Here is a 15,445-nt window from a genome sequence, read left to right on the forward strand (position 1 = left end):
ACTCACCCCCCGTCCGTCGCGTCGAAGACACTGACGTCCTCGCGGTCCGCCGTGACGCACACCCGCTCGCCGGGGCGGGGCGGAGTGTGGGCGGTCTCGATCCGCAGCGGCGGCGTCCCCGGAGCGGCACCGTCCAGGCGGACGGAGATCCGGGTGAGAGAGCCGACGTAGACGGCCGTCTCGACGGTGCCGGAACAGCAGCTCTCCTCGGCACTGACCAGGCGCAGCTTGCCCGGCCGCACCGCGGCCCGCACCTTCTGCCCCGGTGCGCCGAGGTGGGCGCGGGCCGTGAGGACGCCTCCGGTGTCCAGCCGTACGCGGGTGCAGTCGTCCGCTCCGCCGACCTCGACCTTGCCGGTGAGGAAGTTGGCGGCGCCCAGGAAGTCGGCGACGAACGGGGTGCGGGGGCATTCGAACAGGCCACGTGGGGTGTCGAACTGCTCGATGCGGCCGTCCTTCATGATGGCGATCCGGTCCGAAAGGACCAGGGCCTCTTCCTGATCATGTGTCACATAGACGACGGTCAGGCCGAGTTCGCGCTGGATGCTCTTGATCTCGGTCTGCATCTGGTCGCGGAGCCGCTTGTCCAGCGCACCCAGTGGTTCGTCCATCAACACGATCGGCGGGCGGTAGACCAGGACCCGGCACAGTGCGACGCGTTGCTGCTGACCGCCGGAGAGCTCGCGGGGCTTGCGGCCGGCGAACTTCGACAGGCCCGCCGCCTCCAGCGTCTCCCCGACCCGGCGGCGGATCTCCGCCTTGTCCACCCCGCGCAGTTGGAGCGGGAAGGCGACGTTCTCGGCGACCGTCATGTGCGGGAAGAGCAGGTACTGCTGGAAGACGAAACCGAAGTCACGCTTGCCCGGGTTGAGTTTGGTGATGTCCCGGCCGTCGACGGTGACGGTGCCGGAGTCGGGCTCGGTGAAGCCGGCGAGCATCATCAGCGTGGTCGTCTTGCCGGAACCGGACGAGCCGAGGAAGGTGACGAACTCACCTGCCGCGATCTCCATGTCCACGCCGTCGACCACCGTCGTCCCGCCGTAGGACTTGCGCAGCCCCGTCACCGAGAGCGACCTGCCCGTCGGTGCGGAGGAGCGAGGGGCCAGGGCGGCGGCGAGGTCGTCGGCGGAGAGCTCTCCGGCGGTCGGGCTCTGGGTCCGCTCAGGCATCGGCCCACTCCTGCCAGCGCTTGGTGACGGCGTCCCGGTTCTTGTCCCACCAGGCGGCATCCGCGTCGAACCCCGTCTTCAGGTTCTGCGGCGAGGTCGGCAACGAGGCCAGGACGTCGTCCGAGAGCAGCTTGGTCGCCGCCGGGACGACCGGGCCGCCAGTGGGGCTGAGCTTGGCGAAGGCCGCCTGCACCTCGGGCCGCAGCGAGAAGTCGATCAGCTGGTAGGCCGCGTCGGTGTTGTCCGCGCCCTTCGGGATGCCCCAACCGTTGGTCATCCTGCGGGCGCCGGTCCACTGGTAGGCGACCGGCATGCCCTGTTTGATCAGCTCGTCCGCGCGGCCGCCCCAGAGGCTGGTCGCGACGACCTCCTTGCGGCCGAGCAGCACGGCCGGCAGGGCGCCGGTGTTCCAGAACTTCTTCACATCACCGCGGATCCGCGACATCGACGCGAACGCCCGGTCCACGTCCAGCGGGTACAGCCGGTCCAGCGGCACACCGTCGGCCAGCAGCGCGAACTCCAGCTCCGGCAGGTCGACGTCCGCGCTCTGCAGGGAGCGGGCGCCGCCGAAGGAGTGGGTGTTCCAGAAGTCGGCCCAGTTCTTCGGGGCGCGCTTGAGGCTGTCCGTACGGTAGGCCATCACGCTGGCCCACACGTTCTTGCCGACCGCGTGCTCCGGCAGGTTGACCTCCGAGATCCCGGCGCCCTTGACGTTCTTCAGCCGATCGAAATCCACCGGCTCCAGACACTCCAGCCGCGCCATCTTCTGGAAGTTCAGCAGTGTGTTGTCCAGCAGGTGCACCTGCGGACGGCCCTGCTTGACCTGGGCGATGATCTGCGCCGACTGGTAGTTGACCGTCGTGACCGTGATGCCCGTCTCCTTGGCGAACGGCTCGTAGATCGCCTTGGTCAGAGCGTCGTTGTAGGCGCCACCGCTGTTGCTGACGACGAGCCTTTTCTTGCCGCCGCCCGACGAGCCGCGGCTTGCGCCGTTGCCCATGAGGGTGCCGCATCCGGTCAGTGCCGAGGCGGCGGCCAGCGCGCCTGCGGTGCGGAGTACGGTTCTGCGTCCTGTCCGGTTGGCTTCCATCGGGCGCCTCCTGGTGAGGGTGGGAATTCGGGGAAACGGAAAACGCTGGGTGGGGGGTGGGGTCCTTCGGGGTCGTGCGTGCGGGACGAGGTGCGTCGCGCGTCAGATGCCGAGCATGGTGTTGAGCTCGTCCAGGGACTTGACCGTCACGTAGCCGTAGCCGTGGGTCACCGGGTCGTAGCCACGGTCCAGCAGGACCAGGTTGCGGAAGCCCATGTCGTGCATCGGCATCAGGTCGTAGCGGGTGTGCGAGGAGACGTGTACGAAGTCCTCGGGGGAGGCGTCGAGCTGGTCGAGCAGGTACTCGAACGCGGCGTAGCGGGGCTTGTAGTAGCCGGCCTGCTCCGCGGTGAAGACCGCGTGGAAGTCAGCACCGAGCCGGGGCACGCTCTCCTCCAGGAAGTCGTCCCCGGCGTTGGAGAGGATCACCAGCTTGTAGTTCTCGCCCATCTTCTTCAGCGGTTCCGGCACGTCGGCGTGCGGGCCCCAGCTGCGCACACCGTCGGCGAACCGCTTGCCCGCGTCCGGGGCGGCCTGCAGGCCCCACTTGCGGCAGACCCGCTCGAAGGCGTCCTGCAGAGTCTGCTCGTAGGGGTAGTACGCGCCGCAGATCGAGTCGTAGCGGTAGCCGCGGAACTCCCGGACGAACTGGTCCCAGTGCTCAGCGGGGATCTGGTCGCCGACGAGCTCACGCGTGATGGGGGTCATCGGCCACTCGATCAATGTGCCGTAGCAGTCGAAGGAGACGTACTTCGGACGGAACTGGAACGAGGGAATGGGCATGAGGGTACTCCTGTCGTGTACATGGCAGGGATAGCGATGTGAGGGGTGAAGCCGCCGGTGTCGCCGGGGATCAGGCGGCGCCGACTCCTGCCGGAGCGAGGAAGTCGATGGGGTGATCAGTGGTGCCGTCCAGCGCCAGATCGGCGGCGATCTCGCCCATGGCGGGCGCCATCTTGAAACCGCTGCCGGAGAAGCCGGCCATGACGATGACGTCGTCCTCGCCGGGGAGATGACCGACGAGCGGGTCACCGGAGTCGGTGTAGCCCTCCATGTAGGCCGACATCCTGATGGGATCGGGGTTCAGGTCGGGCATCAGCTCGGAGATGAGCTCGCGGAAGATGCCGAGTTCTTCGGGGCGGACCGTACGGTCGAGCCGTTCGGGCTCGGGCACCGGCAGATGGCGTGCGAAGGACAGACCGAGCTTGACGGAGAGGCCGTCGGGCGACGGGAGCCCGAAGCAGTCGTGGGGTGTGGCGCGTACGAAGGGGGGTGCCCCGGCCGCGAACCAGTCGTGGCGGGTGGGCAGGTGCCAGGAGCAGATCACCCGGCGGACGTCGACGGTCCGCGGGAGGTCGGGAAGCAGGGTGTTGATCCACGGGCCCACGGTCACCACGGCGGCGTCCACGTGGTCCGTGCCGTGGTCGGTGACGATCCGCACGCCGCCTCCCGCCACCGGGACGACCTCCCGCACCGGGGTGTAGCGGTGCAGCCGGGCGCCCAGCTCCTCGGCACGGGTGGCGGCCGCCTGGACCGACGCCTCGGGCCTGATGACGGCGCCCATCCGGTCGAGCACGGCGGTGTGTCCGTCCGGGAGACGGTGCTGCGGGTACCGACGGGCGAGGTCGTCGCGGTCCAGTACCTCGTGGTCCAGACGGTGGGTGGCGCTGGTGGACAGGAGAAGGCGCATGGTCGATGACGCGGTCTCGCCCATCACGAGGCAGCCGCTGCGGCGTCGCAGCGACCGGCCCGTCTCCGCCTGGAGCTGGTCCCACAGTCCGTCCGCCAGCCGCAGCAGCGGAAGGTACCCGGCTTCGCCGAGGTGGACGGCTCGGAAGATGCGGCTCTCGCCCCCGGCCGCACCGCGGTCGTGACCCGGCGCGTACCGGTCGTAGCCAATGACCTCGGCTCCGCGGGCGGCCAGTCGCCACATGGCCTGGCTGCCCATGCTGCCGGCACCGATCACGGCGACGCGCTTCGGGATGCGCATGAGTCGCTCCTTTCGATGGCGTGGTCCGGATGGCAGTCGGCCCCAGCACGGTGTGGACACCGTGCGGACTTTTCCGGTTCGGGTCCCACTGGGGATGGCGTTCACTTTCGGCCCCGGGGAACCTGCAGGTCAACCCACACTGTGTTCCACCGCGGCGCCTTCTCGAGACGGTTTGTCACTGCGCACGGCCGGGCTCGATGAAATGCCGGACACCTCTTGTCACGGGGGGTGGCCGGTGCGAAGGTAACCCGATCGCCTCGGACGAAAGCACCCCCTATGCCGCCCAGACGTCCCGCAGCCGGGCAGTTCCCCACCATCACGGAGGTACTGCGCCTGCCTGTGCTCGCCGAAGGGATGCCGCGCGTGCTGGCCGGTGAGTCACAGCTGGACAGGACGGTGCGCTGGGTGCATGTCACCGAGCTGCTCAACCCCGCCGATTTCCTGGAGGGCGGTGAGCTGGTGCTGACGACCGGCATGCCGTATCCCGAGGACGCCTCCGAGCTGCGCGGTTACGTCGACCAGCTCGCCGACGTCGGAGCGGCCGGTCTGGTCGTGGAGCTCGGTTACCGGTACCGGAAGGTGCCCCCCGAGCTGGTGGCGGCGTGCCGTGCCCGTGAAGTGCCGCTGGTCGAGCTGGCCCGTGGCGTCCGGTTCATCGACGTCACGCAGACGGTGCACGCGCTCATCCTCGACGCCCAGGGAGCCCTGCTGCGTCGCGGAACGGACATCCAGGCTATTTTCACCGCGCTGACGCTGCGGGGCGCGGACCCCGAGGAACTGGTGCACACCACCGCGGAGCTCACCGGAGCCCCCGTGGTGCTGGAGGATCTCACGCACCGGGTCCTGATGTGCGAGCTGCTCGGCCGGCCGTACGAGCCGGTGGTGTCGGCCTGGTCGCGGCGTTCCCGGGCCGCCCCCACGCCGAAGACGATCACGCCGAGCGGCCCGGAGGGGTGGCTGATCGCGCCGGTGCAGGACCACCACGGGCCGTGGGGGCGACTGGTCCTGCTGGGGGGCCGGCTGAACGCCGAGCCCGACCCGGAACACGTCCTGGTGCTGGAGCGTGCCGCGGTCGCGCTGACCATGGCGCGCCTGGCCGGGCCGGCCTGGTGGGAGCGCCGGGCCCACCGCTCCGTACTGCGGGACCTGTACGAACGGCGCTTCCGCTCCCCCGCGGACGCGCGCGCCCGCGCCGAGGCACTGGGGCTCCCGGCCTTCGGGCACCGGCTCTTCGCCCTGGTCATCCGCCACGCGCACACCGGCACCGCGGGTGAGCACCTCGACGAGCGGATCGCGAAGGCGCTGACACAGATCGGCGTCCGCGCCCTGGTCGGCGAGACGGCCCCCGGCCGGATCGGCGTACTCCTGGCACTGGCACAGGCGAGCGCCTGGCAGCCGGTCGCCGAGCGGATCGGCCGTCTGACCCGGGAGGAGCTGGGACCGGAGGCCGTCGTCGCCGTCGGCCCCGGGGTGACCGACCTCTCCGGGATCGCCCGGTCGTGGCAGGAGGCCGAGCAGACGGCCGAGGCCATCACACCGGCCTCCACGGAACGGTGGTTCTACGTCCCCGCCGATGTCCAACTGCCGGAGTTGCTGGGCGTCCTGCGCGAGGACACCCGGCTGCAGCGGTACGCGGAACGGCAACTGACCCGTCTCATCGAGCACGACGACCGCAACAGCGGCGATCTGCTCCCGGCACTGCGCGCCTATCTGGCGGCGGCCGGCAACAAGTCGGTCGCGGCAAAGCGCGTCGGCATGTCCCGGCAGGCGTACTACCAGCGCCTCCACACCATCGAACGGCTCCTGGGCTGCGACCTGGAATCAGGTCTGCAGCGCACGTCCCTTCACGTCGCGGTGCTGGTCCTGGACGCACGGGAAGCTGCTGTTCCCGGGGCGTGACGACCGGGGGCGGCGGGGTCGAGCAGTTCCGCCAGGTGCAGGGCGCGGATGCCCCGGTCAGCGGCGAGGTGGTCGATCTGTGTGGCGCAGCTGAAGCCGTCCGCCACGACCGCTACGGGCGCCTCGTGATCGATGCCGTCGAGGCGTGGCTTCAGCGCCAGGCCGGCGACCGCCATCGAGGTGTCGTAGTGCTGTGCCTCGAAGCCGAAGTTGCCGGCGAGTCCGCAGCAGCCCTCGGCCTCGTCGACCTTCGTCACGCCGAGGCGGCTGAGCAACCCGCGGGGGTGGTGGCCCTTGAAGGTGGCGTACTCGTGGCAGTGGGTCTGCAACACGACCTCGTCCGGCAGCTCGGGAGGCGTCCAGCCGGGTGCGGCGAGGTCGGTGAGGGCCCCGGTGAGGGTGTGGACCCGGGCCGCGACGCGCCGGGCGGCGTCGGTGTCGAGAAGTTCGGGCACGTCACGCCTCAGGGCCGCGGCGCAGCTCGGTTCGGCCACGACGATGGGCCGGTCGTCGCCGTTGTCCAGGCGGGTGACGGTACGGGTCATGATGCGGCGCGCGACGGACAGCTGGCCGGTGCTGACCCAGGTCAGGCCGCAGCACAGGCCGTCCTCGGTCGTGCAGGGGATGCCGGCGTCGGCGAGTACACGGCTCGTCGCTCCGGCGACCTCGGGGCGGAAGGCGCGGGTGAAGCTGTCGACGAAGAGCACGGTCTTCGCTGGTTCACCGGTCCTCGCCGTGCGCAGGGCCCGGCGCAGCGCGCGCCGGGAGGCGAACGCCGGGATCAGGCGCTTGGTGGTGACGCCGCCGAGACGGGCGAGCAACCTGCCGGCCGGTCCGCGCAGCAGCGCGTTGACCGGACGGGCGATGTGTCCGACGAGGAAGGAGGTCAGGGGCAGCCAGCCGAGCGAGTAGTGCGAGCGGGGCCGGAGCCTGCCCTTGTAGTGGTGGTGCAGGAACTCCGCCTTGTACGTGGCCATGTCGACGCCGACCGGGCAGTCGCTGGAACAGGCCTTGCAGGACAGGCACAGGTCGAGGGCGTCGCGCACCTCGGTCGAGCGCCAGCCGTCCTGCACCAGTTCGCCGCGCACCATCTCCTGCAGCAGACGGGACCGGCCCCGCGTGGAGTCGTTCTCCTCGCCCGTGGCCCGGTGGCTGGGACACATCACGCCGCCCGTGTCGCTGCGACAGCGGCCGACACCGACACAGCGGCGCACCGCGCCCGCGAAGCCGTCCTCGTCGTGCGGGAAGGAGAAGAGGGACTCGACGGGCAGCACGTCGGGGGGCGTGTGCAGCGCCAGATCGGCGTCGAGGCGGGCCGGGGCCACGATGATGCCCGGGTTGAGCAGCCCCTCGGGGTCGAAGACGGCCTTGAAGGCGGCGAACGTGCGGATCAGCGCGTGGCTGTACATGACCTCCAGCAGCTCGCTGCGGGCCCGTCCGTCGCCGTGTTCACCCGACAGGGTGCCGCCGTGGTCGACGACCAGGGTTGCCGCCTCGCTCAGGAAGCGCCGGGCGGCACCGCGTCCGTCGGCCGTGGCGAGGTCGAAGTCGATGCGCACATGGACGCAGCCCGCGCCGAAGTGTCCGTACAGCACGCCGGTCAGGTCGTGGCCGGCCAGCAGCTTGCGGAAGTCGCGCAGGTAGGCGGCCAGGTCCTCGGGCGCGACCGCCGCGTCCTCCCAGCCGGGCCACGACTCTCCGCCGTCCACCAGGCGGGCGGCGAGCCCGGCACCGTCCTCACGGACCCGCCACAGGGCGCGCCGTTCCGCCGGGCTCCGCACGACCCGCCCGGCGGTCATCCGGCCCCGGGCCTCGAGCACGTCCAGAAGGGCGGCGGCGCGGGCGTCGACAGCCTCCTGGTCGTCACCGTCGAGCTCGACGTACAGCCAGGCCCGTCCCTCGGGCAGCCCGGTCACGGAGTCCGCACCCCGCCGGGCACGCATGGTGGCGACGATCGCCTCGTCCATGCCCTCCACCGCGGTGGGACTCCAGCGCAGGATCGCGGGAACGTCCTCGGCGGCGTCGACCACGTCGTCGTAGCCCAGTGCCAGCAGCGTGGCGGCCTGTGCGGTCGCGACCAGGCGGACCGTCGCGGCGGTGACGACCGCACAGGAGCCCTCGGTGCCCACGAGAGCGCGGGCCATGTCGAAGCCGCGCTCGGGCAGCAGGTGGTGCAGCTGGTAGCCGGAGACCTGGCGCGGTATCCGGCCCAGCTCGGTGCGGATGGGCGCCAGGTTGGCGTCGATCAGGCGGCGTACGTCCGCTTCGAGGCGGGCGACATGGCGGACCGCGTCCGTGTCGTCCGGGTCGGCCGCGCGCAGGCCGGTGCGGTCGGCGACGGCCCGCACACCGTCGGCCGTCACGAGCTCCAGCGCCTCGATGTGGCCGCCGGTGCGCCCGTGCCGCACCGACCGGTTGCCGCACGCGTCGTTGCCGATCATGCCGCCGAGGGTGCAGCGGCTGTGCGAGGAGGGGTCGGGACCGAAGGTGAGCCCGTGCAGGGCCGTTGCGCTGCACAGCGCGTCCAGGACCACCCCCGCCTCGACACGCGCGGTGCGCGCGTCCGCGTCGATGTCCAGGATCCGGTTCATGTACCGGGAGAAGTCCAGGACGACGCCCGGTCCGACGGCGTTGCCTGCCATGCTGGTGCCGCCGCCGCGCGCGGTGACCGGGATGCCCGTCTCACGGCAGGAGCGCAGCACCGCGACCACGTCGTCGGCGGTGCGTGGGAACACCACGGCCCTCGGTGGGACCCGGTAGTTGGAAGCGTCGTAGGCATAAGGACCGATGGCACCCGAGCCGGTCACCACCCGCAGGCCGGGAGCGGTCTCGGCGAGCCGCGCGACCAGCGGCTCCAGGGCCGTGGTGGTGTCCGTCATCGCCGTTCCGCTCCCGATGTGCCGGCCTCGACCGCAGCCGCCCACGCCTGGAGGCCCTCGTCCACCGCCGTCTCGTCGACGACGAGCGCCGGGATCATCCGCACGACCTGGTTCCAGGCCCCGCACAGCAGCAGAAGCAGGCCCTCGTCGACGGCGGCGCGCTGGACGCGGGCCGCGGTCTCGGGGTCGGGGCTGCCGTCCTCGGTGACGAACTCGGCGGCGAGCATGAGGCCGAGGCCGCGGACGTCGCCGATGCCCGGGGTCCGTTCGGCCACCGCCTCCAGGCCCTGGCGCAGCCGCTTGCCCATCGCCTCGGCGTTCTCGACGAGCCTCTCGTCGCGTACGACGTCGAGGGTGGCGCAGGCCGCCGCGCACGCGACGGCGTTGGCGCCGTACGTGCCGCCCTGCGAACCGGGCCACGCCTTGGTCATCAGTTCCTCGGAGGCGGCGATGCCCGACAGCGGGAAACCGCTGGCCAGGCCCTTGGCGGTGACGAGGATGTCGGGCGTGACCCCGAAGTGGTCATGGCCCCAGAAGCGTCCGGTGCGGCCGACGCCGGTCTGCACCTCGTCCAGGATGAGCAGGAAACCGTGCCGGTCCGCGCGCTCCCGCAGGCCCGCAAGGAACGCACGGGTAACGGGCACATACCCGCCCTCACCGAGCACCGGCTCGACGATGATCGCGGCCGTGTCGGCGGGAGCGGAGATCGTCTGCAGGGTGTAGTCCAGCTCTCGGAGCGCGAAGCGGGTCGCGGTCTCCTCGTCCCAGCCGTAGCGGTAGGCCGACGGGAAGGGGGTCACGACGACGCCGCTCATCAGCGGGGAGAAACCCGAGCGGAAACGGGTGCCGGACGTCGTCATGGAAGCGGCGGCCACGGTACGGCCGTGGAAACCGCCGTGGCAGACGATGACGTTCGGCCGGCCGGTGGCCTGACGGGCCAGCCGCAGCGCGGCCTCCACCGCCTCGCTGCCGGAGTTGGTGAAGAACAGGCTGTCGAGGCCGGCCGGCAGGACCTCACCGAGCTTCTCGACGAGCCGCCGCAGCGGCTGGTGCATGACGGTCGTGTACTGACCGTGGATCAGCCTGGCCACCTGCTCCTGCGCCGCGGCCACGACCTCGGGGTGGCAGTGCCCGGTGCTGGTGACGCCGATCCCGGCGGTGAAGTCCAGGTAGCGGCGGCCGTCCTCGCCGTAGAGGTGGACGCCCTCGCCCCGGACCGCCACGACGGGCGTGGCCTGGCGAAGGTGCGGCGACAGTGCGGTCATGTTCTCTCCCGGCCTCGGTGTCGGTCTCCTGCGGTATGCCCGAGCATCTCCGTGGGCCAGGGCGGTGCCAAAGCGCGATCTGTCCGGCCGGGACGCCAGATCCGGACGTTGTGTCGGTCCCGCGCGGGCGCTGCCGGGCGGCGCCCGCTCATGAACCGCTCTTGCGCAGGTCAGCGGCGCTTGTCACAGTGGCCGGACCCTGCCCCCGAGCACTCGGGTTCGGTTGGGGCAGGGGACCCCGTGGAGACACCGTGAACGACAACCACCCGGCCGGCCAGGGACTCACCCGTCCGCTCACCGTGGCCGACGTCCTGGCCCTTCCCGTCCTGTCCGCCGGGCAGCCGCAGGTGGTGGCCGGTGCGCCGCACCTGGACCGGACGGTCAAATGGGTCCACGTCACCGAACTGACCGACCCCGCGTCCTTCCTCAAGGGCGGCGAACTCGTGCTCACCACCGGAATGCCGCTGCCCGAGGACGCTGCCGGCGTGCGCCGGTACGTCGACGAACTCGCCGACGTCGGGGCCTCGGCGCTGGTCATCGAACTCGTACGGCGCTACCACCGCCCGCCGGAGTCGCTCGTCGACGCCTGTCGCCTGCGCAGTCTGCCTCTCGTCACCCTGGCCAAGGACGTCAACTTCCTCGAGGTCACCCAGGTCGTGCACGCGCTCCTGCTGGGCAACCAGACGGACGCCCTGCGCCGCGCGCAGCGTATCCACGAGGCGTTCACCGCTCTCACCCTGCGCGGAGCCGGGCCGGAGGACGTGGTGCGCGCGGCGGCGGAGATCAGCGGTCGCACGGTCGTCCTGGAGAATCTGGTTCATCAGGCGCTGATCTGCGAATCGTCCGGAAGAACGGTGGAGGAGGCGCTCACCGACTGGGAGCAGCGCTCCAGAGCCACCGGGCCGGGCGCGCACACCGCGGCCTGCGGTCCGGAGGGCTGGCTCACGACACCCGTCGAGTACCAGGGCGAACGCTGGGGCCGGGTGGTCATGCTTCCCGCGCGCGCCGACGAAGGGCCTGCGTTCGGCCCGGAGGACATCACCGTGCTGGAGAGGACCGCGATGGCCCTGACCGTCGCGCGCCTCATCGACCCCGCCCCGTGGGAACGCACCGCGCACCGGAACGTCCTGCGGGAGCTGGTCGAACTGCGGCACCTCTCTCCGCAGGACGCCCGTGCCCGCTGCGCCGCACTGGGTCTGCCGACGCATCGCAGCCGCTATGTCGCGGTCCTCGTGGACCTCGGCCCGCAGGACAGGGAGAGCGACCCGGAGTCCCGCATCTTCCAGGAACTCAGGACGGCAGGCGCAGTGACCCTCGTCGGCGAACTGGCCCCCGGCCGACTGGGCATCCTGCTGGCCCTGCGTCCCGCCGAACCGTGGCGGCCCATCGTCGAACGGCTGAGCGGCATCGCGTTGGGCATGGCCCCGAAAGCCGTCGTGAGTGCCGGCTCCGAGGTCACGGCCCTCCGCGACACCGCCCGCTCCTTCCACGAGGCGGCCCGAGTCGCCGAGGCCACCCCGCCCGGCCAGCCGCTGCCTCCGGACCGCTCGTTCCACGAACTCTCCGACATCGGCCTGCGCCGCCTGCTGTACGCCCTGCGCGCGGACCCCAGGATCCAGGCGTACACCGAACGCCAACTGGGGCGGCTCGTCGAGTACGACACCCGACACGGCACCGACCTGCTGACGACCCTTCGCCACTACCTCGACGCGGCCGGCAACAAGACCGTCGCCGCCCGCCGCGGCGGCCTCGCCCGCGAGACCCTCTACCAACGGCTGCGCACCATCGAGCGCCTCCTGGCCCGCGACCTCGAATCGGGCGACCAGCGCACCGAACTCCACGCCGCTCTCACGGCACTGGATGTGCTTCGAGCGCGCTGAGGACACGGCGGCAGGTGCGACAGTCCGCGGTCGGTTCCGTCAACTCCCCGATACGGCGCAGACGTTGCCGTTGAGGGTGTAGGTGCCCGGCGCGGCCGTGTCGCCGGTGTGGACGGCCTGGTAGCCGATACCGACGGAGGCGCCCGGCGCGATGGAGGCGTTGTGGGAGAGGTTCCTGGCTGTGACCTGGCCGGAGGCGGGTGAGTAGTCCGCGTTCCAGCCGGAGGTGATGGTCTGCCCGCCGGGCAGGGTGAAGGCCAGGGACCAGCCGTCGATCGCGGTGGTGCCGGTGTTGCTGATGGTGATGTTCGAGGTCAGGCCGCTGTTCCACGCGCTGACGGTGCGGTTGACCTTGCAGGTGGCGGTACCCGGTGACGGGTCGGAGGTCTGGAACTGCGTGAAGAACTTCCACACCTCTCCCGGCACCCAGGTCCTGCCGCTGTCACCGGGCGCCCCGTCCTGCGGGGCGGCGATGTGTCCCTCGTCGAACGCGGCCCAGGCGACCGGATGCCCGGCCGAGCAGCCCGAGTAGGTGGTGACCCGGTGCGTCAGGCTGCCCTGGGCGGGCTCCGGCGGATTCTGCGGGGCGCAGCCGTTGTTCCTGACGAACCGGTCCCGCATCGCCCGTCCGCCGGAGATGCCGAGGACGTTGTCCCTGAGGCCGTGCACTCCGAGGTAGGCGATGGGCTGGGTGCCGCCGCCGCATCCGCTGAGCTGGCCGCCGCTCTGCACCGCGACCGCGCGGAAGACCGTGGCGCGCTCGCACGCGAGGGCGTACGACATGGCGGCGCCGTAGCTGAAGCCGAGCGCGAAGCGCTGGGTGGTGTCGACGCACAGGTCCGCCTCGATCCGCCGGATCATGTCGTCGACGAAGGCGACGTCCTCCCCGCCGGAGTTGGCCCAGCCGTTGTTGAGGCCCTGTGGGGCGACGAAGACGGCGCTGTTGTTCGCCAGTCGCTGCAGCCCGTAGTAGGCCCAGGTGCCCGTGTCGACCGTGCGGCCGGTGGCGACATCGGTCGAGGTGCCACCCAGCCAGTGGAATCCGAAGACCAGCCGGTAGGGGTGGTTGCGGTCGTAGCCGTCCGGGATCCTCAGGATGAAGCTGCGGTTCTTGCCGCCGCTCTGGATCGTGTGGGTACCGCTGGTCAGCGTGGGGGTCTTCCCGCATCCCGCGGTCGGGGCGGCGGTGCCGGAGGCGGTGAGCGGGACGTTCTCGCCTCGGCCGGCGGCCACTGCCGAGCCTCCCGTGGCCAGCACGAGCAGCACCGCGACAACGGTGTGCCATAAGCGGAACCGTGCCCTTGTCATCATGCGACTCCCCTTGTTCGGCGGGTGCTTTGTCCGGTGGGTGCATTCCTGGTGGTGGGACAGGAGCGCGACGTCCCTCACGCGCGGGTCCACCTCTGGCCGGCCTGGCCGTTGCAGGTCCACAGGACCAGTGGCGTTCCGTTGGCGGTGCCGGACTGGTCGGCGTCGAGGCACAGCCCGGCGTGCTGGTTGCGGATCGTCCCGTCGGAGCCGAGGGTCCACTTCTGGTTGTCCTGGCCGTTGCAGGACCAGATGATGACCCGGGTTCCGTTGGCGGTGCCCTGGTTGTAGGCGTCCAGGCACTTGTCGCCGTAGACGCGGATCTCACCGCCGGCCCACGTGGTCCACAGCTGGTTGGCGGCCGTGTGGCAGTCCCAGATCAGTGCGGTGGCTCCGGCCGCGGTGGAAGCTTTGTCCACGTCCAGACAGCGGCCGGAGGCGTTGCCGCGCAGTCGCGAGGTGGTGGCGGCCGACGGGCTGCCACCGCTCACCCGGAACACGGCCACGCCGTGCGCGGGGACGCTCGCCGAGATCTGCCCGGAGGTGCTGGAGGTACCGCCGCTCCACAGGTCCGTCAGCGTGAACGGCCCGCCCGACAGACCGACTTGTGCGGCCGTGGTGGTGAGGGTCGCGGTACCGCTGCCCCGGTTGAACAGCCCGACCGCGACCGAGCCGTCGGACAGGGGCTTGGCGAACACCTCGGTGCTGCCGTCGTCGCGGACCCTGCGCCCGCCGGCGCCCAGCGCGTCCTGGTTCACCGCCAGCAGACGCGGGTTGCGCAGGATCGCGCTCACGTCGGGGGACATGGTGCGGATGTCGTTGCCGGCCATGAGCGGTGCGGCCAGCAGGGCCCACAGGGCGAAGTGGGAGCGGGACTCCGTGAGCGACAGGCCGGGGCGGCCCACGACCAGCATGTCGGGGTCGTTCCAGTGCCCCGGACCCGACTGGGCCGCCAACGGCGCGGTGATGTCCAGGACGTTGCCGACGCCCATCGGATAGCTGTTGGTGTTGCCGTTCTGCCAGATGTCGAGGAGGTCCTCGGTGGTCCGCCACAGGTCGGCGACCTCGCCCCAGTTGTACGTGGCACCGGTGATGGCGTGGAAGCTGTTGGGGTTGATGCTGTAGACGATCGGCCGTCCGGTGGCCCGCAGGGCGTCCCGCATCAGCGAGAAACGCGCGACCTGTTCGTCGCGCGTGCCGCTGGAGGAGCACCAGTCGTACTTGAGGTAGTCGACGCCCCACGAGGCGAAGGTCGAGGCGTCCTGGGCCTCGTGTCCCCTGCTGCCCGTCGACCCCGGATAGGCCCCGCTGGTCTGCGCGCAGGTGCGCTCGCCCGGCACCTGGTAGATACCGAACTTCAGGCCCTTGCCGTGGATGTAGTCCCCGAGCGCCTTCATCCCGCTCGGGAACTTGGTCGGACTGGCCCTGAGGTTGCCGGCCGCGTCACGCTGCGGGTCGAACCAGCAGTCGTCGACCACCACATACCGGTACCCGGCGTCCCGCATGCCCGAGGAGACCATCGCGTCCGCGGCCTGGCGGACCTGTGCCTCGGTGACCCCGCACCCGAAGCTGTTCCAGCTGTTCCAGCCCAGGGGCGGGGTGAGCGCGGGGCTGCCGGGGGCGGCCGAAGCGGTGGAGTGGGCGGAAGCCGTCAGGGACGCGGTGACGGCCAGCGCGGCGGCCGCGAGGATGCGAAGCAGTCGTCTGCCTGAGGGTCGGTACATCGGTGACTCCCTTCAGAGAACGTCGCGAGACACGGCAAGACAGTGGATGAAAACGCACTGTGCGGCTCTATGCCAGGTTCATGACATTCGGCCACGGTTCGAAATTTCGGTCGGGTTTCGGATCGTTGGCTTTACGGATGCTAGAGGTAGTCACGTATGTGTCAACACCTGATGGGCTGTCAACTGTTCACTTCAGTACATCAGGACCCGCAAATCGCCGAAACATTTCGATGCCCACAGC

10 protein-coding genes are annotated in these 15,445 nt (G+C 70.9%); 2 read left to right on the top strand and 8 right to left on the bottom strand.

Annotation, left to right across the window (positions count from 1 at the left end; translation table 11 throughout):
• Positions 1-2: 2 nt before the first annotated feature.
• The 4 genes from ACZ39I_RS40140 to solA all read right to left on the bottom strand — a co-directional run bounded on the left by ACZ39I_RS40140 (position 3) and on the right by solA (position 4,249).
• Positions 3-1,169 (bottom strand): ABC transporter ATP-binding protein, encoded by a 1,167-nt coding sequence (locus ACZ39I_RS40140; protein ID WP_467250458.1) that lies wholly within the window; start codon positions 1,167-1,169, stop codon positions 3-5.
• Positions 1,162-2,259, bottom strand: a complete 1,098-nt coding sequence (locus tag ACZ39I_RS40145; protein ID WP_467250460.1) for an ABC transporter substrate-binding protein — start codon at positions 2,257-2,259, stop codon at positions 1,162-1,164. The genes ACZ39I_RS40140 and ACZ39I_RS40145 overlap by 8 nt, the downstream gene beginning before the upstream one ends.
• Before the next feature lie 102 nt (positions 2,260-2,361).
• On the bottom strand, positions 2,362-3,042 hold the full coding sequence (locus ACZ39I_RS40150; RefSeq protein ID WP_467250462.1) for a haloacid dehalogenase type II: 681 nt from the start codon (positions 3,040-3,042) through the stop codon (positions 2,362-2,364).
• A 70-nt stretch (positions 3,043-3,112) separates the two neighbouring features.
• Positions 3,113-4,249, bottom strand: a complete 1,137-nt coding sequence (gene solA / locus ACZ39I_RS40155) for an N-methyl-L-tryptophan oxidase (RefSeq protein ID WP_467250464.1) — start codon at positions 4,247-4,249, stop codon at positions 3,113-3,115.
• A gap of 276 nt (positions 4,250-4,525) precedes the next feature.
• On the opposite strand from solA, the gene ACZ39I_RS40160 reads away from it, so the two are divergent.
• Positions 4,526-6,148: a PucR family transcriptional regulator gene (locus ACZ39I_RS40160; RefSeq protein WP_467250466.1), complete on the top strand. Its 1,623-nt coding sequence runs from the start codon at positions 4,526-4,528 to the stop codon at positions 6,146-6,148.
• Here the strand turns inward: ACZ39I_RS40160 and ACZ39I_RS40165 are convergent.
• A complete protein-coding gene (locus ACZ39I_RS40165) occupies positions 6,094-9,027 on the bottom strand; it encodes an FAD-binding and (Fe-S)-binding domain-containing protein (RefSeq protein WP_467250468.1) in 2,934 nt (977 codons plus the stop codon). The two genes, ACZ39I_RS40160 and ACZ39I_RS40165, sit on opposite strands and share 55 nt — an antisense overlap.
• Positions 9,024-10,292 (bottom strand): aspartate aminotransferase family protein, encoded by a 1,269-nt coding sequence (locus ACZ39I_RS40170; protein ID WP_467250470.1) that lies wholly within the window; start codon positions 10,290-10,292, stop codon positions 9,024-9,026. Before ACZ39I_RS40170 ends, ACZ39I_RS40165 begins: the two co-directional genes overlap by 4 nt.
• 251 nt (positions 10,293-10,543) lie before the next feature.
• Between ACZ39I_RS40170 and ACZ39I_RS40175 the strand changes: the two genes are divergently transcribed.
• Complete coding sequence (locus ACZ39I_RS40175) at positions 10,544-12,172, top strand: PucR family transcriptional regulator (RefSeq protein WP_467250472.1); 1,629 nt, start codon at positions 10,544-10,546, stop codon at positions 12,170-12,172.
• A 39-nt stretch (positions 12,173-12,211) separates the two neighbouring features.
• On the opposite strand, the gene ACZ39I_RS40180 is transcribed toward ACZ39I_RS40175, so the two are convergent.
• Together ACZ39I_RS40180 and ACZ39I_RS40185 are read right to left on the bottom strand one after the other, a co-directional pair.
• Complete coding sequence (locus ACZ39I_RS40180; RefSeq protein ID WP_467250474.1) at positions 12,212-13,438, bottom strand: CE1 family esterase; 1,227 nt, start codon at positions 13,436-13,438, stop codon at positions 12,212-12,214.
• Positions 13,439-13,557: 119 nt separating this feature from the next.
• Positions 13,558-15,204: a glycoside hydrolase family 27 protein gene (locus ACZ39I_RS40185; protein ID WP_467250476.1), complete on the bottom strand. Its 1,647-nt coding sequence runs from the start codon at positions 15,202-15,204 to the stop codon at positions 13,558-13,560.
• Positions 15,205-15,445: the final 241 nt, after the last annotated feature.

This window comes from Streptomyces sp. NPDC024687, assembly GCF_055559055.1.

Excerpts from the sequence above, each read along its gene's own strand:
- ACZ39I_RS40160 (WP_467250466.1), top strand. The coding sequence starts at position 4,526 with ATGCCGCCCAGACGTCCCGCAGCCGGGCAGTTCCCCACCATCACGGAG.
- ACZ39I_RS40185 (WP_467250476.1), bottom strand. The coding sequence starts at position 15,204 with ATGTACCGACCCTCAGGCAGACGACTGCTTCGCATCCTCGCGGCCGCC.
- ACZ39I_RS40165 (WP_467250468.1), bottom strand. The coding sequence starts at position 9,027 with ATGACGGACACCACCACGGCCCTGGAGCCGCTGGTCGCGCGGCTCGCC.
- ACZ39I_RS40170 (WP_467250470.1), bottom strand. The coding sequence starts at position 10,292 with ATGACCGCACTGTCGCCGCACCTTCGCCAGGCCACGCCCGTCGTGGCG.
- ACZ39I_RS40150 (WP_467250462.1), bottom strand. The coding sequence starts at position 3,042 with ATGCCCATTCCCTCGTTCCAGTTCCGTCCGAAGTACGTCTCCTTCGAC.
- ACZ39I_RS40140 (WP_467250458.1), bottom strand. The coding sequence starts at position 1,169 with ATGCCTGAGCGGACCCAGAGCCCGACCGCCGGAGAGCTCTCCGCCGAC.
- solA (WP_467250464.1), bottom strand. The coding sequence starts at position 4,249 with ATGCGCATCCCGAAGCGCGTCGCCGTGATCGGTGCCGGCAGCATGGGC.
- ACZ39I_RS40145 (WP_467250460.1), bottom strand. The coding sequence starts at position 2,259 with ATGGAAGCCAACCGGACAGGACGCAGAACCGTACTCCGCACCGCAGGC.